The organism is Cryobacterium psychrotolerans (assembly GCF_900101115.1).
Taxonomy (GTDB): domain Bacteria; phylum Actinomycetota; class Actinomycetes; order Actinomycetales; family Microbacteriaceae; genus Cryobacterium; species Cryobacterium psychrotolerans.
Genome location: NZ_FNFU01000007.1, coordinates 106,136 through 132,005 on the forward strand (window position 1 = coordinate 106,136; position 25,870 = coordinate 132,005).

The window sequence follows — 25,870 nt, forward strand, 5'->3', positions numbered from 1 at the left end:
TATCGTTCATTGAGTTCGCATTCTTCCTGAGGCGGACGTCGTCCGCAGCGTTAGAGTCCGCCCTTTGGCGCGCTCGGCCACGATGGCCGTGCTCTCCACACAGGTCGGCAGAGCCAGAAGGGCCGCTTGACCGAGTACCACCGGAATTCGTGTGGAGTGACCAGACTCATGCCGGCTGCACGCGTCGACCGCGATCGCAAACGCGTTCACGGCCCGCGCCCTGGCAGAGTTGACCTCGGCTAAGGCGACGCGGATGTCCGCCGCGTCAGGGACGGACCCTATGGTGGAGGATGCCATCAGCTCGCCACCATCGACCGAGTGCAGGGCACAATCGTCAGGCAACACGGCAGCGCCCGAGAGAACGAGTTCGCCTGGCGCGGTGCTGATACCGGTCACGAAGAAGCAACCCCGCGGATATTCCTCCAGTTTGAGGTTGCCGGTCGCGGAGCCGTAGGCGCGCAGCGTTCCCGTGCCGAGCGGGGGGCCGTGCTTGCGGCCCTCTGCCCAGCTGAGCGGCACTCGCTTGCCGGCTGAATCCTCAACGCGTACTGTCCAGGAAACCGCCGACGGAACGGATCCGTCGTGCTCGTCGACCACGGAGATGCGCGCGGCGACCTCGAAGCTTCCGTCGGCTTGTTCGGACACCGGGATGACCTGACTGATCGGCAGCCCAGCGGCCTGCAGGTGAAGTCTCACGAAGCGACGCTCGCCGGTTGATCTGAAGGAGACGGCGAGGTCCCTCCCACGCAGTGCGACATGGTCGACCAGCGCGGCGGGCTTCTCCAGCAAGATTCGAACAGCCACATGCCGGTTGGTCTGGCTCGCCACACGGGCCCGCACGTCGCCGTCGGACACGCAGCAGGCCGTCTCGGTCAGGCCCCCTTTGGACGAGAGATTGCGTAATGGCTCCGTGACCTTGAACGGCCCGGAGGACACTCTGATCGAGAGGTCCCAATGCGCGGGCACGACCGACTGGCCCCGCAGCGAGGCAAGGGCGAACTCGGCTACATAGGCTGAGCCTTCGTATTCGGCCAGATCGCCCGGCCGCGACGGGTGCAGCACCGAGTCGTTGGACCGCTGCACCCGGGCATGGGCGATCTCGCCGGTTGCCCGGTTCGTTGCAAAGACCTCGATGTGTGACGCAGTGACGCTCAGGTCAAGGGTAGGGATAAAGGCGTGACCGGCCAGTTGGAGCCTTGTCTCTGCCCCTTCGCCAACCCAACCGCCTCGGAGCACCTGTTGCCCCAGGGCCATGGAGGATTCCGGGGTGAGGAGCACCTCATCAGGAAGGCTTGCCAGCGCGTCTGCGGTCAGGGGCAACTCGTGCAGCAGGCCCGCCGCCGTTACACGGCTCGGGAATCTGCCGAGGTCGTATCCGCCAGCATTCCTGAACGCCAGGAAGTCCGCGTGCCTGCCTGTTGCGAGCAGGAGGATTGCGACGCGCTTCTCGGGCGAGGTGTTCCTCAGAACACCCTCTGGCTCTCGGCCTCGGAGGCGGCGGACGACGGATACGAGGAGTTGCCAGTACTCGCCATCGGAGATCGAATCGTTGTCGAGGTACCAGTGCAGGTGGGTGCCGTAGATGGTGTCGTACCAGCCGGCCACAACCGGTGCGGCAGCCTCGTCAAGCAGTGTGCTGAGGCTCAGGTTCCAGGCCGCGATGCGGTCGCGTAGATCCGCGATCTCTTCCGGTCGCTGGCTGATCGATGAACGGTCTTCGCGCCTGCGATAGTCGTAGGTGATCTCCGTCAGCACATTGATCGACCGCGCCCGGGAGTACATCTGCGCTATCAGCGGTTGATCCTCGTATATCACTCCGCGACGGAAGGCGAGGTCGTGCGAGTTCCAGAACGCGCGGCGGAAGACCTTTCCCACCGGGTAGTTATTGCGAAGCAGCCCCGGGAGTTCGATCAGGCGAATCCCCTGCGCCGGACAGGAGTGGACACCCTTCACCCATTCCGGAAGCCAGACGCGATTGGAATCGAATCTCCTGATGGCGCCGACGACGATGTCGGCGTCATTCGTCATCGCCGAGCGCACGAGTGTGTCGAGGGCGCCGGCGGGGAGCCGATCGTCCGAATCAACGAAGGTCAGGTAGGCACCGGACGCGCGGGCTACGCCGACATTGCGAGCGGCGCCGGGGCCCGCGTTCGCCTGGGTCAACACTTGGACGCGTGAGTCCCGGGCGGCAATGTCGGCCGCGATCCGAGCAGAGCCGTCCGTGGATCCGTCGTCAACGAGTATCACTTCTAGGGAGGTTAGCGTTTGGGCGAGGATGGAGTCAACGCTCTGACCCAGATATGACTCCACGTTGTAGAAGGGGACAACCACACTCACCAGGGGCACTTCGCGAGTGCTCGCATTGGCCCCCTGCCGCGCGATTCGCACGAGCTGCTTCACTCTCCCCAGCACGCCCATGCGCTTGTCACTCCAGACCTCACCGGATTCCGAGGAACCACCGACCATCCCCCGTCACATCCTTGCATACGAGTCGTCGCCGACCGGACAGCGCGGAAGCGCATACCAGCGCGTCGAGTGTCGGCGCTCTTGGGCCATTCGATGACAAACCGTCTGATACCGTGACGAAGTAGATCTATCTGTGGTTCGAACCCACAGTCGCCGGAGGTACGTGAGTTGTTGACCGAGGTACTGCTCCCCACCCCCGCACCGCTCAACAGCGAACCACCACACCCATGAGCACCGCGCCCGTCAGGGGATCCTTCACTGGGCGCTTCGTCACCGCCGCCGGCGACGGCCTTCTGGCCGACCTGCTCGCCGTCGCCGCCCTGTGCGCGGCTCTCGCCGGTGCTTGGCCCTGGCTGACGCTCACCTTGGCGACTCTCGGCTTCGCCGCCACAATCGTGTTCAACTTTCGCTTCGCGCCCGAGCTCGCGCGGTCGGTGAGGCCGACGGGATCCTTCATCATCGCCCGAACGCTCGTCGTCTTCGCGGTCGCGACGGTGTTCGCGGCCGGGGACGTGCAGTGGTGGCCGGGCTGGCTCGCCGCCGCCGTCCTCGCCGGGCTCGTCGTGGGGGAAGGCACCGCGGAAAGGGTCGCCCGCGGTGCGATCCCGTTTTCGGCGCACCTCCCCGGTGCCGCAATCAGGAACACTCCCCTGTTCAGCGCTGGATTCATCTTCCCGATCAACGCCCTGGCGATCATCGTGTTCGCTGCGCTGGCCGCCCTCGGTTCCCCCGCGGGCTGGCTGGTGCTCGTCGCCCTCGCAGCGGCCGTGCCGACCCTCGCAGTCCTCATCGACGGCGTGCTGAGGATTCGCGCCCGGCGCGGCGCCGAACGCGTCGTCACGAAAGTTCTCCAGGCGCGCAAGCCGGTCTTCGCGGTGCACTGGGACGCGCCGCACGGCACCGAGTACCAGCTGGCCATGTGGCTGCCCTACCTTGAGCGGCTCGACGCCAGCTTCTTTGTGATCGTGCGCAATCAGGGCACATTCGACAGTGTGGCGAGGCTCACCACGGCCCCGGTGCTGCTGCGCAAGGAGATGGCCGACATGGACGCGATGATCGTTCCGTCGCTCAAGACCGTCTTCTACATGAACAACGCCGTGCGCAACTCCCATTTCGTGCGCTACCCGCACCTCACCCACATCCAGCTCAATCACGGCGACAGCGACAAGGCCCCCAGCTACAACCCGGTGTTTCGCATGTTCGACAAGAACTTCGTCGCCGGCCAGGCCGCCATCGACCGGTTCGCCTCGCACGGAGTGCACGTGCCGGCCGAGGTGTTCTCCATCGTCGGGCGACCGCAGGTCGAAGGCATCGCGGTCGGGGCGCGAGCGCAGGCCGCGCCGGGAGCCCCCACGGTCTTGTACGCGCCGACCTGGGCCGGCCACAACGCGGACTCCGACTACTCATCGCTGCCGATCGGCTACGAGATCGTGCGCGGGCTGCTGGCGCGCAACTGCACGGTCATCTACCGACCGCACCCCTACACCGACCGGAACCCGGCGCACGCCGCGCAGTCGGAGCGGATCAAGGCCATGCTCAGGCAGGATGCGGTCGCATCGAGCCGAGCGCACATGTGGGGCGAGGCGGCCGAACGGACCCTGAGCATCACCGACTGCTTCAACGCCGCGGATGCGCTCGTCTCCGACGTCTCGAGCGTCGTGCCCGACTTCCTCTACTCAGAGAAGCCGTTCGCCATGGCGGTGATGAACGTCCCGGTCAAGAGATTCCTCACGGACTTCCCGATCGCGAAGGCGGCGTATCTGATCGACTCGGGGCTCACCAGCGTCGACGCCGGCCTCGACGCCCTGATCGGGCCGGACCCGCTGCGGGAGACCCGGCACGCGCTGAAGACCTACTACCTGGGTGACATTCCGGCGGACGGCTACGCCGACGCCTTCCTGAGCGAAGCGCGACGGTTCCTGCGCTGACGCTGGGCGTCTCGCTGGACGGATCATCGTTCCAGGGCCGCGGTGATGGGGGCGTCCATATAGGGAGCCATTGTCTCTGCGAACGTCGCGGAGAAGTGAGAGCCGTCTGAGTACGCGATGACGGACCCGATGATGGCCGGGCACACGTCATCCGGACAGTAGTACTCGTCCATGTTCAACGTGGTGATCCTCGGCAGCGCCAGCTCTTCTGCCGCAAACCGCAGGGCATCTATTTTGTGCCAGGTCTCCATCGTTCCCGAGCAGAGATCTGCCCGGCCCGGGTTTCGTGAGAGACAGCTTGGAATCGACACGCGCGCTTGCCACGGATAGGGCGAGTCAGTGATCACCAGGACGTTCGTGTCCGCCTCATTCCACGTGGTCAAGTAAGACTTGTAGCCCTGCACTGCGGAGTCGCGAGTGGTAGCGAGCGTCTCACCCTTCACGGGGACCGATTGCCTCTCGGAGGTTATGACGAGGTCATATGTATCGCCTTTCGTCTCGTCCATGACCCACTTTCCCCAGGCAAGGCAGTTGTCCGTTTTCTCCACCGTGTTGAACCCCAGTGCGGCATCGGTTGGATTGCACTGCTCAATGAGAAAGGTGGTAATCGTCCAATTACGATGTCTGGCAAGGGCCTGCAGGGCAGGCAGCCATTGGTCAGCATGCGAGTTGCCCACTAAGGCCATGTGAGTTTCACCCTGGCCGTAGGTGCAGACCTTCCGATCGGTGAAGGGCATCAGCGCCCAGCAGTCGTCCGAGTATGCGTCGGACTTGTCATCCATCGCCAGCAATGGATCGGCATCGCCGGCAGACCCGGCATTCTCGGGGCACTCCTCCGGCCCCTTCGCGATCGCCCCCGCGCCAAGACATGGGCCGAGCTCGTCCTGAATTGCCAACAGCCTCTCCGCAGCGACACTGGCGCGCACGGAAACCTCCGCCAGTTGGGCGAATCCAATCAGGGTTACTACCGCCATTCCGGCAGCTGCCACACGGTACACCGGCACGCGCGCCCGATCATTTCGAGCTGTTCGGTACCTGTCCTCGACATAGGTCTTGGTTGCTGCAGCCAGCACGAGCGTAATGACGAGGATGATCACTTTGTCTAGTCGGCCCAGCGCGCCACCGCTGACATAGGGGAGCAGGGCAATCAGCGGCCAGTGCCAGAGGTACACCGAGTAGGACGCGTTCCCCAGCCATTGAATCGGACGAAAGCTGAGAACCGCCGACGGCGACAACCTGTGCTGTGACCCAGCAAGAATGACCAGCGCGGTCCCTGCGACCGGCAGGATCGCCGCGTATCCAGGAAATGGCGTTGCCTCCGTGAAGGCCAGGCCGGCTGCAACGACGCCCCCGAGCCCGACCCAGGCCATGAGCCCTGGTACGGCGCGGTGAAGTCCGAGGGCCGTCAGGGGCGGCATGGTGGCGACCAGGCCGCCGACGGCGAGTTCCCAGATACGCGTGGGCGTAACGAAATACGCCATGTTGGGTTCCGAGGCAGTGACGATGATGGACGTCAGCAGTGACAGCGCGATGACAACAAGAATCATGGTGCGGACCGCCCCCAGTGCCCCGCGCTTGTAGCGCGAGGCAAACCAGAAAGCAGCCAGGACGAGGAGGGGCCAAACCAGGTAGAACTGCTCCTCGAGCGAGAGCGACCAGAAGTGCTGTGTTGGGATCGGTACGTCCGTCGCTGCCAGGTAGTCGACAGAGCTCCGGGCCAACGCCCAGTTTTGAACATACAGCGCCGAGGAGATCACGCCGTTTGCGATCGAACCCCACTGCGTCGGCGGCGCCACCAGCCGAGCCGCGACGGCCGTCGCGGCCAGCACGAGCAGCGATGCCGGCAGAAGGCGGCGGATCCGGCGCTCCCAGAATCGCGCCAGACCACGAAGGTCACGGGGAGGCGATTTGAGGAGATGCGAGGTGATGAGGTAGCCGGATATGACGAAAAAAACGTCAACGCCCACATACCCGCCGGTCAGGCGGTTCGGCCACAGATGATAAGCGACGACCATGCCCACCGCTATTGCACGCAGCCCCTGGATGTCGTACCGAAAACCCGGAATCATCGTGGAGAGGGAGTGTCGCGGTGCCGTACCTATGGTGTGCTCCTGATGCTAAACGGACAAGCGAACATGGCGGAAACCACGGCACGGCCAGTGAATCGGCTATCGTCCTGCTGAATCGGAACGGTTGGCTCCATTCTGTCCTAGCACTGTCCCCGTTCTCGGCAGGGCGCGATCGTGGTGTCGCACTCCGCTCCGCCCCACTGGACCTCGGCTTCACCGCCATCGGATTCGTCATTGCCCGCCCCGCCACATAAGTTGAGACCATGAGTGAGAATTCGGTGGCTTTGCGGGATCCCTTCCTCGACAACGCCAAAGGACTGCTGATCGTCCTGGTCGTGCTGGGGCACCTGCTCGAGACGATTCCCATCGACGCCGCGGATGCCCTCTACAAGTGGATCTACGCGTTCCACATGCCGGCGTTCGTCCTGGTCTCGGGCTACCTGTCGCGCAACTTCCGGGGGACCCCGCGTCAGAATCGGGGCCTGGTCACCCTGCTCCTCATTCCCTACGTGGTGGTGCAACTGCTCCTGGCCCTCGAGCGGATGATCTTCAACGGGGCAGATTTCAGCCTGAACCTTTTCATCCCCGGCTTCGCCATCTGGTACCTGCTCGCCCTCGTGGTCTGGCGGCTGATGACCCCGCTGCTGCTGAGCATCCCGCACCCGCTGCTGATCTCGATTGCCGTGTCCATCCTGTCCGTGACCTACGGCGGTGTGTCGGGCGAGCTCGCCGGGGCGAGGATCCTGTCGTTCCTGCCGTTCTTCACCCTCGGCCTGCTCGTCACCCCCGCGCACGTCGAGTCGTTCAAGCGGCTGACCTCGCGCCTCTGGCTGCGCGTGTCGGTGGCCGCCTTCCTCGTGGTCGCCCTGTTCGCAATCTTCCTGCTGCAGGACCGCATCGCCCGGGCCTGGCTGTACATGTACGGCAAGGTCGACAAGTTCGGCCTGAGCAACGTGGAGAACGTCCTCGTCCGGGTCCTGGTGCTCGCCGTGGCGACGGTGCTCATGTTCGCTTTCCTCGCGATCGTGCCGCGCACCCGCACCATCTTCACGCCGCTCGGCGAGGGGACCATCTACGTCTACGTGCTGCAGATCCTCATCCTGTACCCCCTGCTGCCGATCATCGGGGCGTGGCCGCACTGGAACGTGGCCGCCGTGGCCGCACTCCTGCTGGGCGGAATCGCGCTGGCACTGCTCCTGGGCACGAGGCCCGTTCAGCGGGCGACCCGCTGGCTGATCGACCCGGTGGGTTTCTGGACGCCACTGGTGCGCCGGCCCGTGACCCGAGAGGCAGAAGCGCCGTCACCGCGCTGAACCGCAGTGGTGCGGACCTACTTGATACCGATGTCCGCCCATTGCAGGTTGTGATCTGAGCCCTGGTAGGCAGGGTCGAACTTGCCGTTGACGAGCACCAGCTGGTTCCGGTAGGCGAGCGCACCCGGGGAGTTCTTGACCAGGATGTAGTCGATACGGGGAGCCGCGTACTGGTACAGGTACGGCGTGTACGGGTACCCGACGACTGTCTTGTTGTCGACCTGGTTCGTGATGTTCGCCGTGGGGTAGCGCGGGTTTGCCTTCTGCACCGCGGAACTCGCGTCGTAGTACCCGGCCCGGGTGAACGTGGTCTGGGGCCCGTCGGGCAATGCCGCAAAGCTCGAGTTGAGGTCACCCATGACCACGATCGGGAGGGTCCCGGCCTTGGCTGTGAGGTACTTGTCGATCGCTGCAGCCTCGCGCACGCGGAGAGTGGCGTAGCTGCTGCCCGCCGGAAGGTGCACGGAGGCGGCGAAGAACGGTTTGCCGGTGCTCTTCATCGTGAATTTGGCCCAGGACAGGTACCGGTCGGTCAGCCCGGCCGGCCAGCTGGCCGGGTAGTAGAGGTTCGTGACGTCCTTCCCGGAGACGATTCCGGAGCTGACCACACTGACCACGGTGGGGTCGTAGAACAAATGCGCGCCCTTGGTCGCACCCGTGCCGGCCCCGCCGACGTTGTCATTGGCGATCCGGTACCCGCCGTACCCGGGCTGCGCCAGCAGGTCGCGCAGGTCTTCCCACTGCGTCTTTCCGTTGCCCGCGGCCGCGGTCGTCAGCTCCACGGCGGCGAGCAGATCCGCCCCGGACACCTTGATGGAGGCGGCCACCTTCAACCGGCGCTGGGCCCAGGTGCGGCCACTGAGCTTCGCCGATGCCGCGACACTCTGCACGTTGTACTCGGCCACGCGGAGGGCCTTGGTCGTCGTCGTGGCCGCAGCCCAGCTGTACTTGCCGGCGAGCGAGAGCCGGTAGGCATTCGTGACGCTCGCCACCCGCGGGAAGGTCGTGCCGGCGGTGAGGGAGTTGTAGGTGGCCACCTTCACGAAGATCGGGTTGCCGGATCCGGTTCCGAGCTGGGCGCGCAGGGCGGCCGGGACGGTCAGCGTGATGGAGGATGTGGTTGCCGGGTACCAGGCGGACTGGAACGGATGTTTGGTCAGGCTCCCCTCGGAGCCCGCGATGACGGCGACCTTCGTGTTGCGGCCCTGGCCGGTCCAGCTCACCCTGACCTGGTCCTTCCCGGCCGGAACCACGGTCACGGTCAGAGCGGTCGGGTTACCGGCCGCGGGAATCCCCGATGCGATGGGGCTGACGGAGCTGCAGAGGGGGTCGGCGGCCACAGCCTTGATCTGGGCGTAGTAGCGGCTGCCGTTGGTCAGGCCCGTGAGCATCCGGCTCGACCCGCTCGTCATGCGCTTGGCGCTCGGCTTCGCCATGTTCGAACTGAAGCTGTACAGGATGTCGTACGCTACCGCTCCCGGCACGGTCGACCACGCCACGGTGATTGATCGGTCGCCGTAGGCCAGCTTGATCGTGGGCTTGGCCAGCGGAGCGCAGGCGGTCAGTGCCTTCACCTGGCCGGCGCGGGGCGCCGCCTGGGCCGGCGCGGCGGAAACTCCGGCGAACGCGGCCAGAACGGCGCAGGAAACCAGCAGACTCAATACCCGACGCATCCCGAACCGCCCCTTCGAATCGTGAGAGATTATCGAAGCCTAGCGGACACCGCGAGCCGCGCTTGACCCCCTTACGGGTGTTTGAGCACCTCGACGGCCTCGGCAACCGGGCCGTCGAAGACCTTCACGCCCTTCTTGATCACGATGCCGCGGTCGCAGAGGTCCTGCACGGTCTTGGTGTCGTGGCTGACGACGACCATCGTCTTGCCCTGCTCCACCAGTTCCCGGATCTTCAGGCGGCACTTCTCCCGGAAGGGGGCGTCGCCCACGGCCAGGATCTCGTCAACGAGGAGGATGTCGAGGTCGACGTGGATGGCGACCGAGAAGGCGAGGCGCAGGAACATGCCCGACGAATAGTGCTTGACTTCGCTGTCGATGAACTCCTCGATCTCGGAGAACGCGACGATGTCGTCGAAGCGCGCGTCGATCTCGGCCTTGTTCATGCCGAGGATGGCGGCGTTCAGGTAGACGTTTTCCCGCCCGGACAGGTCCGGGTGGAAGCCCGCTCCCACCTCGATCAGGCCGGCGACGCGACCGCGGGTGAGGATCTTGCCCCCGTCGGGCTCGAGCACGCCGGCGATGAGCTTGAGCAGCGTGGACTTGCCGGAGCCGTTGTAGCCGAGGATGGCGACCGACTCACCCTGGTCGATGGTGAAGGTGATGTCCTGCAGCGCCTGGAACGAGGTGGAGATCTTCTTCTTCTTGATCCGGGCGATGAACGCCTCCTTGAAGGAGTGCGTGTGGCGGAGCAGGAAGGTCTTCTGCACGTTCTCGACGATGATGCTCGGCCGGGTCTTCGTGACGATCGTTGTGGTGTCCATTTAGAGGTCCTGCGCAAACCGACGCTCGAACCGGCGGAAGACCAGCTGGCCGATGGCCGTGATGGCGAGCACAATCAGCAGGCCGATCAGCGAGTCACGCACCAGGTTGGGCGGAGGCTGGAGGCCGCCGTCGGTCGTGGAAAACCAGAATCCGTAGTGGAAGAGCTCGACCGCCGAGGTGAGCGGATTCATCATGTAGAGCGTCTGGAGCCAATCCGGCAGGACCCGGGCGATCAGGTCGTAGCTGTAGAGCACCGGGGAGCCCCAGGTCGCGAGCATCTTGATGATCTCGACGAGGTTCTGCGCGTCCCGGTAGGAGACGTTGACCGCGCCGAAGATCAGGCCCAGGCCGGTGGCGAACAGGATGACGATCAGCGCCCCGAGCAGGATCGCGCCGAGTTCCAGCAGGCTCGGTACCCAGCCGACAAGGCTCGACACGACCACGAGCACGGCCACCTGCGGGAGGAAATGAACGAAGGCGACGATGACGGCCGCGATCGGGAACATCTCCCGGGGCAGATAGATCTTCTTGACCAGCGCCTTGTTGTCGACGATCGATTTGGTCGCGTTCGAGAACGCCTCGTTGAACAGGTTGACCACGATGATGCCGGAGAGCAGGTACACGGCGAAGTTGTCGATGCCGTTGTTGCGGCCGAGCACGATGCCCATGACGAAGAAGTAGATGAAGTACTGGGTGAGCGGCTTGACGTACGACCAGCCCCAGCCGAGCGCCGAATTGCGGTAACGGGTCGACACGCCCTTGCGCACGAGCAGGCGCAGCAGGTAACGACGTCGGAATACATCGAGGATGCCGTTGCCCCGCCCGGGAACGGAGAAGCCGGTCAAATCGACCGGATCGGTTTTCGTCAACACGTGGCTCTCTCTCGGGGCATGCGGGCAAGCAAAAACCATCGTAGCCGGTGGTCAGGGCGGGCAGGTCAGACCCGCGGCGCCCGGCCCGCGTCACGCAACGGATGAACAGGCTGGAAGTCCAGCCACTGGCGAGCCGCCTCGATCCGCGCGCAACTGTAGCTGGCCTCGGACCGGGTGAGCGTGTAGTTCTGCTCGGCGATCCCCAGTTCTCGCACCAGGTCGCGGTTGCTCGTTGCGATTCCGGATCCGATGTTGAAGACCGAATGCTGCTGCGGGAGGGGCGCCGCCAGCGCCGAGACGATCGCCGCCGTCACGTCGTCAATGTGAACGTAGTCTCGGACGAAGTTGTCGGGTCCGCGAAGGGGAACCGGCCGATCCGGGGTCGCCTCGAGCAAGCGGGTGACCAGGGAGTTCGGTGTTCCCGGACCGAACATGTTGAACACCCTCAGGCTGACGCTGTCGCCGGTTGTCGCCGCGGCGAGCGCCTGTTCGGCCCGGTGTTTGCTGCTCGCGTAGCTGGTGCCGAGGCGGAGCGGCGCGGATTCGTCGGCCGGCCGGTCGTACTGGTCGCCGTACACGGCCGACGTCGAGACGAACACGATGCGGCCGATTCCCGCGTCGCGCTGGGCCTCGGCCAGCGTCACGGCGGAGCCCACATTGACGGCCTCGGTCAGCTCCGGGTCGATGTCGCAGGCCGCCCCGGTCAGTGCCGCCAGGTGCACGACGGCGTCGGGCCGCACGTCGGCCAGGACGGCCCGGAAGGCGAACGGATCGCCGACGTCCACGGCGACCTGGCCGGGCCTCCCGCCCGCCCGGGGCGAGACCAGGGAAACGGGGCTGAATCCGGGGCGCTGCCCCAGCGCCGCGACGAGCCGTCGGCCGATGGCACCGTGTGCACCTGTCACGAGCACCCTCATCGGAGCGCGAATCCCATCCGCTTCAGGAAGTCGACGGCCAGGTCCGGCTTGATCGTGTACGCCCTGGTCTGGTCGAGGAACTCGTCCAGGGAGCGGATGAACGCCGACTCGTCGAAATCGATCTCGTCGCGGACGACGAAGATCTTGGGATTCTTAGTCGTGCCCACGTTGTCGGGTTCGTAGGTGAGTTCCTCGAACATCTTCTCGCCCGGCCGGAGCCCGGTGATCTCGATCGTGAGACTCGGATCGACGACCTTGACGAGGCTGCGCGCCAGATCGAGGATCTTCACGGGCTCACCCATGTCGAGCACGAAGATGTCGCTGTCGCTGCCCATCATTGCCGACTGGATGATGAGCTGGCTGGCTTCGTCGATGGTCATGAAGAAGCGGGTGACATCGGCATGCGTCACCGTGAGCGGGGCCTTCCGGGAAATCTGCTTCCGGAAGATCTGCATGACCGATCCGTTGCTCTGGATGACATTGCCGAAGCGCACGGCGTTGAACGTCGTGCCGTGCGACCCCTTGGCGAGAGCCTCCATCGTCATCTCGCCCAGTCGTTTCGTCGCACCCATCACATTGACCGGGTTGACGGCCTTGTCGGTCGACACGTAGACGAAGTTGGGAACGGCGTGCGCGATGGCCAGCCGCATGAGGTTGAGGGTGCCCCACACGTTGTTGTTGATGGCTTCCAGCGGGTTCGCCTGCATCAGCGGCACGTGCTTGTACGCGGCGGCGTGGAAGATGATGTCCGGCCTGAAATCACCGATGATGGCGTCGAGGAGCGGTTCGTTCTTGACGTCGGCGATGTGGTATTCGATGTTCTCCTGTGCGGCGAGGTCCTGGCCGAGGAAGAACATGCCGTTTTCCCACCAGTCGACGCAGGCAATCGCCTCGGCGTTCATCCCGGCGATCTGCCGCACCAGCTGGGAGCCGATCGACCCGGCCGCCCCGGTCACCAGGACGCGTTTGCCGGCAATGAACTGGCGGGAGGACTCCAGATCGTGCTTGACCGGCTCCCGGCCGACGAGGTCGAGCACATCGACGTCGGTGAGGTCCTCGATGTCGACGGTCTCGCGGGTCAGCGTGCTGTACGTGCGTGGGACGATCGCGAATTCGATGTCGTCCGTTGCGATGCTGTTGATGAAGTCACGCACGGTCTTCGACCCCACCGAGGGGATCGCGAAGTACACCGTCGCAATGCGGTGTTCGGCGATGACATCGTTGACGTCGCGCAGCGTGCCGAGAACCTCGGGCGCGGTGGACGAGTCATCCAGGTAGCCCACGACGTTGCCGCCGCGCAGGGCGATATTCCGGGCCAGTGCCGTGCCCGCAGTCCCGTGACCGATGATCAGGATGGGACTGTCGCTGTTCTGCAAAGTACTCACTGCGCAACTCTACAAGCACCCGCTGGGCGCCTCCCGGGGAGGGGGCCGGGACAGCCGGTCGGGCAGTCTACGACTCTGGGCAGGTTGCGCCGGTGGCCCTAGCCAACATATCCGGAGAGCCTGGCCGCGACGGCGTTGCTGACCGACCCGGGGCCGCCGAGCACGACGATACTGGCCGGATTGAGCCGGTCGAGTTCCGTCGCAATCGACGCCGGGATGCTGCCGGCCTCGACCAGCAGGATCGGCGCGCGCTTGCCTGCCGCCACCGGGGCGCCCGACAGCGCGTCCGGGAAGTTGCGCCCGTTTGCGATGTAGACCACGGTCCCGCCGGGAGCGAAGTTCGCCCGGGAGATGGCCGCCGACGCCGAGAACCGGTCCGGGCCGTACAGCCTGGTGACCGTGCCGGCCGTGTACTTCTTGAGCGTCGTCGCGACGGCGCCCGACACCGAACCCGGTCCGCCGAGCACGACGATCTTGCCGGGCTTGAGCCTGGCGAGTTCCTTCGCGATCGACGACGGGATGCTGCCGGGCTCGACCAGCAGGATGGGCGCGCCCTTGCCGGCCGCCACCGGGGCACCCGACAGGGCATCCGGGAAGTTCCGTCCGCTAGCGATGTAGACGACGGGCCGCCCGACAGCGAAGTTCGCCCGGGAGATCGCGGCCGACGCCGAGAACCGGTCGGCTCCCCACAACCGGGTGACCGTGCCGGCCGTGTACGACGTCAGTTTGGTGGCGACGGCGGACGACACCGATCCCGATCCGCCTAGCACGACGATCCTCCCCGGCTTGAGCCGGGCAAGTTCCGTCGCGATCGACGACGGGATGCTGCCGGCCTCGACCAGCAGGATGGGCGCGGCCTTGCCGGCCGCAACCGGGGCGCCCGACAGGGCATCCGGGAAGTTGCGTCCGCTGGCGATGTACGCCACCTCGACCCCCACCGGGAAGTTCTTTTTGGAGATGTCCGCCGACGCCGAGAAGCGGTCGGCGCCCCACAGGCGCGCGACCGGCGTCGACAGGGTGACCGTCACCGACGCCAGCCCCCCGGCGATGGACTGCACGCTCACGCGCAGGCCGCCGGACCGGGTGGCGAGGCTCTGCCCCGGCTTGAGGTAGAGCTTGCTGCTGACGGCGTCCAGCTCGGGGGCGGGGTTGAGGAGCACGACCGAGGTCTGGTCGGCGCGCCGGGTGAGCACCCGCACGCCATTGTCGACGCCGAGGAAATTCATGTAGCCGGTTTCGTAGAGCGACCCGGCGTCAGCACCGCCGCCGCCGCGGAAATCGATGTAGTACACCTGGCCGGTGAGCGGGTCGGTGGCCTTGAGCGCCCGCCTGCCGCTGGCTGCGCCGGTGGACGCGAGCGTCGTCCGGGTGTCCTGGATGGCCGTGCCGGCCGGCAGCGTGATGCCCTGCACCTCCCCCGTGACCAGCGCGCCGAGCCGTTCCTTCTGCGTGACGTTGAGCGCGGTCGGCCGCGTGTTGGTGTAGAGCGTTCCGTCCCAGTTCATGGAGTTGGCGGAGCTCATCACGTCGTAGAAGTCCCCGTACTCCTCGTCCGAGCAGCCGTCGGAGTACGTGTTGTCCGCCTTCGAGTAGATCCCCTCGATGACCGAGGGGTCAGGGCACACGTGCGTGTTCGAGTGCTCCAGCCCCAGGTTGTGGCCGAACTCGTGGGCGACGATGTCGAGGGTGGTCGGGCCGGTGAGCTGGGCCCACATGGCCCCGCCGTTCGCCGTGCTCACCGCCGCGTCGAAACTTCCGATGGTGCCGACTCCGGCGCCGCCGCAGCCTTCCGGCACGAGCACCAGCAGGTGGTGCCCCTGCGCCGCCACGTAGTACTCGCCATCGCGGCCGAAGAGCTTTGCCGCCTCGTCCCAGAGCCATCCGGGGTCGTCGTTGCAGCTGTAGTCGCTCGCGTAGCGCCGGATGGCGGCGTTGGGCGTCAGGGAGAGAACCTGCTTATTGCTCTGCGCCTTCCAGTACGCGCCCGTCTTCGCCACCAGGTCGCGCACCCCGGCGTCAGCCAGCAGCGGCGCCGGCGGGTTCGAGTCGCTCGGCGTCACGACGGCGACGTCGACCGTGTGCGCGCCCTGCGAGTATCCGGCCACCGGGATGTCGGATGGTGCGCCCCGGCGGGCCACAGGCGCCGCACCCAGGAAGTCCGTGGGGCTGACGGTGTCGTCGCCGGCCAGGGTCGTAAGCGAGTCCTCGGCCGCAGGCGGCGCGGCCGGGGCTGCGGCGAGCGCGGCGGGCGCGGTCGGGATCAACCCGAGTCCCAGGATCGCCATGGTCAGGATCGCGACGTGGCGCCGCGCGGCTGGTCTGCGCATCATCGGTACTGCTCCCCCTGGGTGAGCAGCACCTGCTGCACTCCCAGAAGTAAATCAGTAAACGCCCAGCTGGCGATAGCGCCCGTTCTGGTGTCATCAGGTTGCCGCCGAACCGGCCAGCTAGAATCGACAGAGCCCTTGTCCCGAAAGAGAAACATGATCACCCTCCGCGTCCTCGTCGACCAGATGATCGCGCCGGTTCCCGGCGGCATCGGTCGCTACACCGAGGAACTCACCCGGCAGCTGATCGCGACCGCGCCTGCCGACTGCTTCGTCGAGGGCATCGTCTCGTCGTCTTCCAGCGACCAGTACGAGTACGTCGAACGGACGCTGCCCGGCCTGTCCGGGCTGTACAAGACGACCCTCGCCCGCCGCGAGCTGGCGGCCGCCTGGCAGCTCGGAATGACCACCTCGCCCGGGCCGGGCCTGATCCACGCGACGGGCCTCCTCGCCCCGCTCCGCCGGCACGACCTGGCCGACGGCACCCAGCTGGCCGTGACCGTCCACGACGTGCTCGCCTGGACGCATCCGGAGGCGCTCACGCCGACGACCGTCGCCTGGACGAAGGCGATGCTGAAGCGCGCCCGCAAGCACGCCGACGCGGTCGTCGTGCCGAGCCACGCGGTCGCCGACCAGTTGTCGGAGATCGCCGACTTCGGGGACCGGGTGCGCGTGATCGGCGGCGCCGTGGCCAGCGGGCTCCGGCTTCCCACCGACTACCTCGTCTCCGGCACGCTCTCCTCGGGGGTGGCGGCCACCGAGGCTCTCGGGCTCCCGGCGGAATACATCCTCGCGGCGGGCACCCTCGAGCCGCGCAAGGCGATCACCGCGCTGATCACCGCCCTCGGGCTGCCCGGCGCGCCCGATCTGCCCCTCATCGTGCTCGGGCCGGATTCCTGGGGTGAGCTCGATATCGCCTCGGTGGCCGACGAGGCGGGCCTCGCGCCGGGCCGCGTGCGGGCGATGACCGGGCTGAGCGACGAGGAGCTCGCGGTCGTGATCTCCCGCGCCTCGGTCTTCGTCTTCCCGAGCCTGGAGGAGGGCTTCTCCACCCCGATCATCCAGGCCTTCCACTTCGGCACCCCGGTCGTGCATTCGGATGCCCCCGCCAACGTCGAAGCGGCCGGTGACGCCGGGTTCGTCGTCGAGCGGCAGGACGCGGCCGGCTACCCCGAACGGCTCGCCGCCGCGGTGTCCCGGGTGCTCGGCGACGCCGAGCTCGCCCGCAGGCTGAGCATCGCCGGCAGCGATCGGGCCAGGGCGTTCAGCTGGCGAGACTCGGCCGAGCGCGTCTGGCAGCTGCACGCCGACCTGTAGCCCGCCGCCTCGCGCACGGTAACCTAAAGCCTATGCATTCGTCCCCGACCGAGGTCCCGCGCGCCCGGCGCCTGGACTCCCTGACCGGACTGCGCTGGTGGGCCGCCTTCGGCGTCTTCCTGTTCCACATGAACAACCTGGCGCCACTTCCGATCTTTCCGATCCTTCGGTTCGGCAACTACGGGGTCATGTTCTTCTTCCTGCTCTCCGGGTTCGTCCTGACCTGGTCCGCCAACGCGAAGGTCTCCCCGACGACGTTCTGGTGGCGCCGCTTCGCACGGATCTACCCCGCCTACCTCGTGGCGCTGATCATCGCGATCCCGGTGTTCTACAGCTTCGCCCCCGACCCCGCGGACTGGTGGGTCAAGCCGGTCGACGTGGGCATCCTGCTGCTGTCGGTCGTGCTGCTGCAGGGCTGGTCGAAGGATCCCGTGGTGCTGTTCTCGGGCAACCCGGCCGGCTGGACGCTGACGTTCGAGTCCTTCTTCTATGCCCTGCACCCGGCCCTGAACACGTTCCTGCGGATGCTGCGGCTGCGTGGAACGCTGATCGCGGCGCTGGCCATCGTCGTGCTCAGCTTCGGCTACCGGGCCGCGAGCCTGGCCTGGCCGGGAACGTTCGTGACCGACATCCCGTGGCCGGTCGTGCGGCTGAGCGAGTTCGCGCTCGGCATGACCGCCGCGCACGCCATGCGCCTCGGCTGGACCACACGGCTCTCCCCCATCGTCATGTACCTCGCCGGCGGCTTGTTCATTGCCTGGTACGTGCTTCCGCCCATCCTGCTCAGTCCCGCGAACGCCGAGATCGTCGGCGGCGGGGCCATCGGCCTGGCCGTGCGCAGCAGCACCAACGAGTGGATGCTGCTGCTCTGCGCCCTGCTCGTGGTGACGGTCGCGTCCCGGGACGTCCGCGGCGGCCGGTCGATCCTGCGCAGCAAGCCCCTGGTGAAGCTCGGCGAGTGGTCGTACACGTTTTACCTCGTGCACGCCACCGGGATCTACATTGTGCTTGCCCAGGTCGGCCCGCAGCCCTACAGCCGGTGGAGCATCCTGTGGTACGTGGGAATGCTCGCCCTGGCGCTGATGATGTCGGCGGCCCTGCACTACGCCGTCGAGAAGCCCTGCGAACGGTTCCTGCGCAGCCGCTGGGATGCCCGGCTCGCCCGCCGCGAGGCAGCCCGGGTGGCCGCCCTCGCCCCCGATCCCGTCACCACCTGACCCGCGAAACCGCAGTTGTGCGCGTTATTCGCGTGTTTTAGCGCGCACAACTGCGGTTTCGCGGGGACTTGCGGGGGCGTTAGGGGGCGGGCGTGGGAGAGGCGGGGGGCGCGAGGGCTTTGTCGATCAGAGAACGGATGTAGTCGTAGTCGGGATCTTCCGGGTTGACGTCGTTCTCCGGCACGAGCTCGACCGAGTTGATCGGCTGCTTCTTCGTCTTCGAGGCCAGGTCGACGAAGTAGCCCAGCATGCCCTGCGGGACATCCGTCTTCACGACCTGGGCGCCGGCCGTGGCGACGGCCTGGAACTTGGTCAGCACGTTGGCCGGGTTGAACTGCTTGAGGATCGCCTCCTGGAGCACCCGCTGGCGGGCCATCCGGTCGTAGTCGCTCGTGCCGTGGCGGGCCCGGCCGTACCAGAGCGCGGTGTACCCGTCCATGTGCTGCTGCCCGGCCTCGACCCAGCCGTCGACGTTGTTGAACTGCTCGTCGCCGCCGATCGGCAGGCGCTCCTTGACATTGATGTCCACGCCGCCGAGCGCGTCGATGAGGTCGGTGAAGCCCTGCATGTCGATCAGCACGTAGTACTGGATGCTCAGGCCGGTGACGCCCTGGGCGGCGTCCCGCATGGCCTCGATGCCGGGCGAGCTGGCCTGGGCGGCCGCGTCGGGGTACAGCTCTGGGCGCTTGAGTTCCATCTCGGTGTAGATGGAGTTGAGCATGCAGGCGGAGACGTCGCATCCGTCGATGGCGCCGTAGCCCTCCGGGTAGATGTCCGCGAGCGGGGAGTCGGCCGGGAAGGGCACGTTCTCGAGGTCCCGGGGCAGGCCGATCATGGTGGCCTGGCCGGTCTTGGCATCGATGCTGACCACGGAAATGCTGTCGGGGCGCAGGCCATCGCGGCCGGGTCCGGCGTCGCCGCCGAGCAGCAGGATGTTGTACCGGCCGTCGACGGGCGGCTCCGACGGCCCGGCGGAGAACACGGACGACAGGAAACCGCTCGCCGTGGTCGCCACATAGGCGCCGTAGGCGGCGGTGCCGCTGGTGAACGCCATCAGAACGACCGCCAGGCCGGCGATGATCGGCCGGGCCTTCGGAGAGGTGCGCACGAGGCGGGCCAGCCGGATGGTGTCGATGCTGAGCACCGCCCAGGCGACCGCGCAGAAGGCGAGCGCCAGCGCGGCGACCCACAGGCCGATCGTGCTCGTGAAGACCGTGAGCACGACCTGCGGCCAGAGCACCCAGGCGACGCCGGCAATGATGCCCAGGATGAGCACAGTCAGGGTCAGGCGCAGGCCGAAGCGGCCGAGTTTTCGGTTTCCGGCCAGCACCTGCGGCGAACCGGGCAGCACCGTGTTGAGCACGACGAGCCACCAGGCTCGCTTGGTCATCACGGGCGCGGATCGGGCATCCGGGTAGCGGATCGGGCTTCGGGCGCTGCTCATAGCCTGGCTTGCAGGTCCCGGTTCTTCTGCTCGACCTGTGCGGCGAGCGCCTCCGCGTAGCCGGCCAGCTTGAGTCGGAGGGAGTCATCGGCGGTGGCGAGGATCTTGACCGCGATCAGCCCGGCGTTGCGCGCGCCGCCGATCGACACGGTCGCGACGGGGACGCCGGCCGGCATCTGCACGATGGAGAGCAGGGAATCGAGGCCGTCGAGCCGGCCCAGCGGCACGGGCACGCCCACGACGGGCAGGGTGGTGACCGAGGCGAGCATGCCGGGCAGGTGCGCGGCGCCCCCGGCCCCGGCGATGATGACCTTCAGTCCGCGCTCATGGGCGCTCTTGCCGTAGGCGATCATCTTCTCCGGGGTGCGGTGCGCGGAAACGACCTGCACCTCGTGCGGCACTCCGAAGTCGCGCAGCAGCTGGGCCGCGTCGCTCATCACCGGCCAATCCGAATCGGAGCCCATGACGACCCCGACCAGGGGCGCACCGGCGCTGCCGAACGGGGAGGTCTCATTCACGGGGTTCTCTGGCACGCAGACGATCTTAGGCGTCAGTCCTGAAAGAGCGCCGCAGTGGCACGCGCCTGGTAGGCGACTTCGTCCAAATCGTGACCGCTCGCGGTGACGTGGCCGACCTTGCGTCCGGGCCGCGGATCCTTGCCGTAGTTGTGCATCTTCACGCCCGGATGCGCCGCGAAGGCCGCCTCGTACCGGTCGTCGAGCGAGCCCGTCGCCGGGCCGCCGAGGATGTTCACCATGACCGACCACGGTTCGCGGGACTCGGTGGCGCCGAGCGGGAGGTCGAGCACGGCCCGGAGGTGCTGCTCGAACTGGCTCGTCGTCGAGCCCTCCATCGACCAGTGACCGCTGTTGTGCGGGCGCATGGCCAGTTCATTGATCAGCACCCGCTCATCCGTCGTCTCGAACAGTTCGACGGCGAGCACGCCCGTCACGCCGAGTCCGTTCGCGACGGCCATGCCGATCTCGGCCGCCACCTCGATGAGCCGCCCGGGTGCCTGCGGGGCCGGGGAGATGACCTCGGCGCAGACGCCGTCCCGCTGCACGGTCTCCACGACCGGCCAGGCCCGGGTCTCGCCGGACGGGCGCCTGGCCACCAGCTGGGCCAGTTCCCGGCGGAAGTCGACGAGCTCTTCGACGAGCAGCGCGCCGTCGTTGGCGTCTTCGGCGAGCGCCGCGAACCAGTCGTCGGCCTCGTGTTCGTGGGTGATCATCCGCACGCCCTTGCCGTCGTAGCCGCCGCGGGCGGTCTTGAGCACCGCGCGGCCGCCGTGCTCGGCCAGGAACGCGGCGAGCTGGTCGGTGTTCTCCACCCGCGCCCAGTCGGGCACCGGCAGCCCCAGCTCGGTCAGTCGTTCACGCATGAGCAGTTTGTCCTGCGCGTAGAGCAGGGCGTCCGGCCCGGGGTGCACGGCCACGCCGCGCTGCACGAGCTCCCGCAGGATCTCCTGCGGCACGTGCTCGTGGTCGAAGGTGATCACGTCGACGGTGTCGGCGAAGGCGAGCACGACGTCGCGGTCGCGGTAGTCGCCGATTTGGACCGCGGCCAGCCCGGCCGCCATGCCCTCGTTCTCGGCGAGCACGCGGATGTCGATCCCGAGGTTCACCGCGGCAGGGATCATCATCCGGGCCAGCTGGCCACCACCGATGACGCCAACAGTCCTAGCCATAATCTCCACCAATTCCTGTGCGAACCTTCATTCGGCCCGGAGTCAACTCTCAGCCTGTGATCCCGACCTCGCCATAGACTGCGGGTCGCGGAGTTCTATCCTCGCTCACAGATCCATCTTCCTATACCCAGCCCGGACGGACGCATGTCGACAAACGCGGTCACCAGGAGCCGCCTCGTGGCCTTCGCCGGCCAGCTCGGCAAGTTCGGGGCCGTCGGGCTCGTGGGATTCGTGGTGGACGTCACCGTGTTCAACCTGCTCCGCAGCACCGTTTTCGATCCGGAGATCGTGCATGCCGGACCGATCTACGCGAAGATCGTGTCCACCGTGCTGGCCATCCTCGCCAACTGGATCGGCAACCGCTACTGGACCTTCGGCACGTCCCGCCGGCCGCGGGCGTTGCGTGAGGGGCTCGAATTCTTCGCCGTCAGCCTGGTGGGCATGGGTATCGGGCTGTTCTGCCTGTGGCTCAGCCATTACGTGCTCGGCTACACCAGCATCATCGCCGACAACGTGTCCTCGAATGTGATCGGCCTCGGCCTGGGCGCCGTCTTCCGGTTCACGCTCTACCGTTATTGGGTCTTCGCCCCTGGCCGCGTCGACGCCGCGCCTGCCGCGCCTGCGGTCGATCGGCTAACGGCCGGCCCACGGGGGCTGGTCGGGGAGCGCTGACTGTTCCTGGCGTCGTGACCCGATCACGGTCTGCGACTCCTGCATCAGCTCGTGCAGCACCTGCTGCACCAGGTCGGCGCTCGGCACATCCTTCAGCACGAGCGGATGCTCCAGCCCCGAGTTGACGAGCACGTCGCCGGAGCGGAACGAGGCCTGCAGCCAGTTCTGGCGTACCGTCACGTCGTAGCCGCGACCGTGCAGCAGCTCCTGGCGGCTGCGCACGAAGAACCCGTGCCGAAAGATGATGCGCCGGGTGGTGATCGTGTACCGCCGGTTCAGCCACGAGGCCAGGGGCAGGAGCCAGAGCAACACGACGACCGCCGCGGCCAGCACGATGAGGCCGGTGTTCTGCCAGTCTTCGGGCAGGTTCCCGTAGAAGTATCCGGTGGCGCCGCAGACGAGCAGGAGCGCCACGGTCGGCCAGAAGAGACGCCGGGCGTGCGGGCGGAGCCGGGCGACGACTCGTTCGGCGGGCGAAGAGCCGGCGGGCGACGAGCCGGCGAGAGAGGAGCCGGAGGTGGCCGCGGCCGCCGGGGAGGGCGAGGACCCGCGCGTGGCGGACAGGGGTGTGGTCGCCCACTGCTCCGTCGATCCCGCCGCGGACGCAGCCCCTGCACTTTTCGTCATACCTCCATTAATACCGTAGGTGGGTCACATCGCCCGCGGCGACGGCCTGCAGCTCGCCATTCGCGTGGTCCTCGACGATCAACCGTCCGTGCGTGTCGAGGGCGATTGCGGTGCCGATCAGGTCGGTCCCGCCGGGCAGCTCCACCCTCACCGGGGAGCCGAGTGTTCCGCACAGTTCGGTGACCTGCTCGAGCAGGCCGCTGGCCACGGCATCCCCGCCGGCGGCGGTGAACGCGCCCGCGAGGTCCCGCAGCTCGGTGAGGTAGCGTGCGAGCACGGCATCCGGGCTCGGGCTGCTGCCCGTGACCAGCAGGAGCGAGGTCGAGGTGAGGGTGGGCAGGTCGTGTTCGTCAAGGCTCAGGTTCAGGCCGGTCCCGATGATGAGGCCGCGGGCATCCGGCAGGAGTTCGGACAGGACGCCGGACACCTTGTAGCCGTCGATGAGCACGTCGTTGGGCCATTTGAGGGTGACCTCGTGCCGGGGCGCGTCCTCGCCCGGCGCGTCGGAGGGCCGGGGCCGGGCGGCGCTGGCCTCGACGACGCCCCGCACGGCCCTGGTCATCGCCGCCCCGGCGAGCAGCGGGAACCAGCCGAGCTGGTCGGGCGGCAGGGGCTGGCCGCCGCGTGTCGTCGGGCGCAGGATCACCGAGATGGCGAGCGACTTGCCGGTCGGCGCGAGCCAGGTGCGGCCGAGCCGGCCGCGGCCGCGAGTCTGGTTGTCGGTGACGACCACCGACAGGTTGGGCCAGGCGGCGGCATCCGGCCCACTTGCGTGCCCGGCCATGACGTCGTTCGTCGAGCCGACCTCGGCCAGGTATTCCAGCCGCGGGGCGACCTTGCTGCTGAGTGGAAACTCCATGCGCACCTCTTCCCGGGGCTAACTCAGGCTATTCTGCCGAATCGGTGCCGAAAGACCGAGTTTCGGGCCCCAGTTCCCGGATTCTCCTGAGTTGACCCCGGGAGGGGAAGTGTTGGCCGCGGGAGGGGAAGGGGAACCGACCAGCGAAACGGGCGATCTTTGTGGAGAATCGTCAACGGGTGCCGCCACGGGCTGGCCGGTAGAGTGAACCGCGTGACTGAGAACTCGCCCGATTCGGGCCCCGACATGTACACGACCGCGGGAAAGCTCGCCGACCTCAAGGCGCGCTACCACGAGGCCGTGACCGCCAGCGGCGAGGCGGCCATCGAGAAGCAGCACTCCAAGGGCAAGATGACCGCCCGCGAGCGCGTCAACATGCTGCTCGACTCCGGCTCCTTCGTCGAGATGGACGAATTCGTGCGCCACCGCACCGTCGCCTTCGGCATGGAGAAGAAACGGCCCTACGGCGACGCCGTCGTCACCGGCACCGGCACCATCCACGGCCGCCAGGTCTGCGTCTACTCGCAGGACTTCACCATCTTCGGCGGCTCGCTCGGCGAGGTCGCCGGCGAGAAGATCATCAAGGTGATGGACCTCGCGCTGAAGACCGGCGTGCCGATCATCGGCATCCTCGATTCCGGCGGAGCGCGCATCCAGGAGGGCGTCGTCGCCCTCGGCAAGTACGGCGAGATCTTCCGGCGCAACACGGCGGCATCCGGCGTGATCCCGCAGATCTCGATCATCTGCGGCCCCGCCGCGGGCGGCGCGGTCTACTCCCCCGCCCTGACCGACTTCGTGATCATGGTCGACAAGACCAGCCAGATGTTCGTCACCGGCCCCGATGTGATCAAGACCGTCACCGGCGAGGATGTCGGCATGGAGGAGCTCGGCGGCGCGCTCACCCACAACACGGTGTCCGGCGTCTCGCACTACCTCGCCAGCGACGAGCCCGACGCCCTGGACTACGCGCGAACCCTGCTCAGCTTCCTGCCGGACAACAACCTGGCCGAGCTGCCGGTGTTCGACAGCGAGGCCGAGCTGGAGATCACCGACGCCGACCACAAGCTCAACACGATCATTCCCGACTCGCCGAACCAGCCGTACGACGTGAAGACGGTCATCGAGAGCCTCGTCGACCACGGCGACTTCCTCGAGACCCAGCCGCTGTTCGCGCCGAACATCGTCGTCGGCTTCGCCCGGATCGACGGCCGCTCGGTCGGCATCGTGGCCAACCAGCCGCTCGCCATGGCCGGAACCCTGAACATCCAGGCCGGCGAGAAGTCGGCCCGGTTCGTCCGGTTCTGCGACGCCTTCTCGATCCCGATCCTCACCCTCGTCGATGTGCCCGGCTTCCTGCCCGGCACCGACCAGGAATGGACCGGCGTCATCCGCCGCGGCGCGAAGCTGCTCTACGCCTACGCCGAGGCGACCGTTCCGCTGGTGACCGTCATCCTCCGGAAGGCCTACGGCGGCGCGTACATCGTGATGGGGTCCAAGCAGCTCGGCGCGGACATCAACCTCGCCTGGCCGACCGCGGAGATCGCGGTCATGGGCGGCCAGGGCGCCGTCAACATCCTCTACCGTGCCGAGATCAAGAAGGCGGAGGCAGCGAACGAGGATGTCGCCGCCGTGCGCACGCGCCTGGCCAACGAGTACACGTACAACGTGGCCAGCCCGTTCCTGGCGGCCGAGCGCGGCGAGCTGGACGGCGTCATCGAGCCGGCCGCGACCCGGGTCGCGATCACGAAGGCCCTGCGCGCGCTGCGCACCAAGCGGGCCAGCCTGCCGCCCAAGAAGCACGGGAACATTCCGCTGTAGCGGCGCCATGACTGCCTCAACGAATTCAGCCGATTTCGATCCGTCGGAGCTCGCCTTCGTGACCCGTCGGGTCACCGACGCCGAGGCATCCGCGGTGACCGCCGTGCTGCGCGGCGTGCTCCAGGAGGAGTCCGACGGCATCCGCGCGGCCCCCGAGCGCGGGCAGAGCGCCTGGCAGGTCAGCCAGCGCGGCATCCGCGGCCCGATGACGCCCGGCCACGGCCGCTGGCGCGGCTTCTCGGCCTGAGGCCGCCGCCGCGCACCCTCTCGGGGCCGCGCGGTAGACGCGGAATGTCCCCTAAAGTGCCGACTGTGCGGGGGCTCGCCGCTCCTCCAGGATGAGTATTGCCCGGTGCGCCTCTCGCAGGCACACCACCCACCGCTCGGCGACTAGGGTAAGTAACCGATTCGGCTGGGGGCCCGTCAGGGTGGCATTCGGGTTGTCGCTCTGGCCCAG

General features: G+C 67.2%; 20 protein-coding genes. 7 read left to right on the forward strand and 13 right to left on the reverse strand.

Features of this window, described 5'->3' with window-relative positions; genetic code table 11:
* Positions 1–6 precede the first annotated feature (6 nt).
* Positions 7–2,466 (reverse strand): glycosyltransferase family 2 protein, encoded by a 2,460-nt coding sequence (locus tag BLQ39_RS08105; RefSeq protein WP_092323138.1) that lies wholly within the window; start codon positions 2,464–2,466, stop codon positions 7–9.
* 227 nt (positions 2,467–2,693) lie between these two features.
* Here BLQ39_RS08105 and BLQ39_RS08110 point away from each other — a divergent pair, with 227 nt between their 5' ends.
* The gene (locus BLQ39_RS08110) at positions 2,694–4,394 is read left to right on the forward strand and encodes a CDP-glycerol glycerophosphotransferase family protein (protein WP_092323140.1); all 1,701 of its coding nucleotides are present in this window, start codon (positions 2,694–2,696) and stop codon (positions 4,392–4,394) included.
* A gap of 23 nt (positions 4,395–4,417) precedes the next feature.
* Here BLQ39_RS08110 and BLQ39_RS08115 read toward each other — a convergent pair whose 3' ends face one another.
* Positions 4,418–6,463, reverse strand: a complete 2,046-nt coding sequence (locus BLQ39_RS08115) for an acyltransferase family protein (RefSeq protein ID WP_092323142.1) — start codon at positions 6,461–6,463, stop codon at positions 4,418–4,420.
* Positions 6,464–6,726: 263 nt separating this feature from the next.
* On the opposite strand from BLQ39_RS08115, the gene BLQ39_RS08120 reads away from it, so the two are divergent.
* Positions 6,727–7,776 carry an acyltransferase family protein gene (locus BLQ39_RS08120; protein WP_092323143.1) on the forward strand — a complete coding sequence of 350 codons (1,050 nt, stop codon included), beginning with the start codon at positions 6,727–6,729 and terminating at the stop codon, positions 7,774–7,776.
* Positions 7,777–7,793: 17 nt separating this feature from the next.
* On the opposite strand, the gene BLQ39_RS08125 is transcribed toward BLQ39_RS08120, so the two are convergent.
* From BLQ39_RS08125 to BLQ39_RS08150, 6 genes are all read right to left on the reverse strand, one after another.
* Positions 7,794–9,437: an endonuclease/exonuclease/phosphatase family protein gene (locus tag BLQ39_RS08125; protein WP_092323145.1), complete on the reverse strand. Its 1,644-nt coding sequence runs from the start codon at positions 9,435–9,437 to the stop codon at positions 7,794–7,796.
* An 83-nt stretch (positions 9,438–9,520) separates the two neighbouring features.
* Positions 9,521–10,270, reverse strand: coding sequence for an ABC transporter ATP-binding protein (locus tag BLQ39_RS08130; RefSeq protein WP_092323147.1), 750 nt, complete (start codon positions 10,268–10,270; stop codon positions 9,521–9,523).
* A complete protein-coding gene (locus BLQ39_RS08135; protein WP_241982861.1) occupies positions 10,271–11,143 on the reverse strand; it encodes an ABC transporter permease in 873 nt (290 codons plus the stop codon).
* A 65-nt stretch (positions 11,144–11,208) separates the two neighbouring features.
* The gene (locus BLQ39_RS08140) at positions 11,209–12,048 is read right to left on the reverse strand and encodes an NAD-dependent epimerase/dehydratase family protein (protein ID WP_167738566.1); all 840 of its coding nucleotides are present in this window, start codon (positions 12,046–12,048) and stop codon (positions 11,209–11,211) included.
* 8 nt (positions 12,049–12,056) lie between these two features.
* Positions 12,057–13,445, reverse strand: a complete 1,389-nt coding sequence (locus BLQ39_RS08145) for a polysaccharide biosynthesis protein (RefSeq protein WP_092323151.1) — start codon at positions 13,443–13,445, stop codon at positions 12,057–12,059.
* Positions 13,446–13,543: 98 nt separating this feature from the next.
* A complete protein-coding gene (locus BLQ39_RS08150; protein WP_092323153.1) occupies positions 13,544–15,775 on the reverse strand; it encodes a cell wall-binding repeat-containing protein in 2,232 nt (743 codons plus the stop codon).
* Positions 15,776–15,928: 153 nt separating this feature from the next.
* Between BLQ39_RS08150 and BLQ39_RS08155 the strand changes: the two genes are divergently transcribed.
* Both BLQ39_RS08155 and BLQ39_RS08160 read left to right on the forward strand, forming a co-directional pair.
* Positions 15,929–17,089, forward strand: coding sequence for a glycosyltransferase family 4 protein (locus tag BLQ39_RS08155; RefSeq protein ID WP_092323155.1), 1,161 nt, complete (start codon positions 15,929–15,931; stop codon positions 17,087–17,089).
* Between the two features lie 32 nt (positions 17,090–17,121).
* On the forward strand, positions 17,122–18,306 hold the full coding sequence (locus BLQ39_RS08160) for an acyltransferase family protein (protein ID WP_092323157.1): 1,185 nt from the start codon (positions 17,122–17,124) through the stop codon (positions 18,304–18,306).
* Between the two features lie 79 nt (positions 18,307–18,385).
* Here BLQ39_RS08160 and BLQ39_RS08165 read toward each other — a convergent pair whose 3' ends face one another.
* The 3 genes from BLQ39_RS08165 to BLQ39_RS08175 all read right to left on the reverse strand — a co-directional run bounded on the left by BLQ39_RS08165 (position 18,386) and on the right by BLQ39_RS08175 (position 21,437).
* Positions 18,386–19,750 carry an LCP family protein gene (locus tag BLQ39_RS08165; RefSeq protein WP_241986971.1) on the reverse strand — a complete coding sequence of 455 codons (1,365 nt, stop codon included), beginning with the start codon at positions 19,748–19,750 and terminating at the stop codon, positions 18,386–18,388.
* Positions 19,747–20,214: a 5-(carboxyamino)imidazole ribonucleotide mutase gene (gene purE / locus BLQ39_RS08170; protein WP_092323224.1), complete on the reverse strand. Its 468-nt coding sequence runs from the start codon at positions 20,212–20,214 to the stop codon at positions 19,747–19,749. Before purE ends, BLQ39_RS08165 begins: the two co-directional genes overlap by 4 nt.
* 86 nt (positions 20,215–20,300) lie before the next feature.
* Positions 20,301–21,437 carry a 5-(carboxyamino)imidazole ribonucleotide synthase gene (locus BLQ39_RS08175; RefSeq protein WP_092323158.1) on the reverse strand — a complete coding sequence of 379 codons (1,137 nt, stop codon included), beginning with the start codon at positions 21,435–21,437 and terminating at the stop codon, positions 20,301–20,303.
* Positions 21,438–21,581: 144 nt separating this feature from the next.
* On the opposite strand from BLQ39_RS08175, the gene BLQ39_RS08180 reads away from it, so the two are divergent.
* The gene (locus BLQ39_RS08180; protein ID WP_092323160.1) at positions 21,582–22,109 is read left to right on the forward strand and encodes a GtrA family protein; all 528 of its coding nucleotides are present in this window, start codon (positions 21,582–21,584) and stop codon (positions 22,107–22,109) included.
* On the opposite strand, the gene BLQ39_RS08185 is transcribed toward BLQ39_RS08180, so the two are convergent.
* Positions 22,071–22,736 carry a PH domain-containing protein gene (locus tag BLQ39_RS08185; RefSeq protein ID WP_092323161.1) on the reverse strand — a complete coding sequence of 222 codons (666 nt, stop codon included), beginning with the start codon at positions 22,734–22,736 and terminating at the stop codon, positions 22,071–22,073. The two genes, BLQ39_RS08180 and BLQ39_RS08185, sit on opposite strands and share 39 nt — an antisense overlap.
* Positions 22,737–22,743: 7 nt before the next feature.
* Complete coding sequence (locus BLQ39_RS08190; RefSeq protein WP_092323163.1) at positions 22,744–23,595, reverse strand: biotin--[acetyl-CoA-carboxylase] ligase; 852 nt, start codon at positions 23,593–23,595, stop codon at positions 22,744–22,746.
* A 246-nt stretch (positions 23,596–23,841) separates the two neighbouring features.
* Between BLQ39_RS08190 and BLQ39_RS08195 the strand changes: the two genes are divergently transcribed.
* Both BLQ39_RS08195 and BLQ39_RS08200 read left to right on the forward strand, forming a co-directional pair.
* The gene (locus BLQ39_RS08195; protein ID WP_092323227.1) at positions 23,842–25,413 is read left to right on the forward strand and encodes an acyl-CoA carboxylase subunit beta; all 1,572 of its coding nucleotides are present in this window, start codon (positions 23,842–23,844) and stop codon (positions 25,411–25,413) included.
* Between the two features lie 7 nt (positions 25,414–25,420).
* Entirely contained in the window at positions 25,421–25,660 is a 240-nt protein-coding gene (locus tag BLQ39_RS08200; protein ID WP_092323164.1) for an acyl-CoA carboxylase epsilon subunit, read from the forward strand.
* Positions 25,661–25,870: the final 210 nt, after the last annotated feature.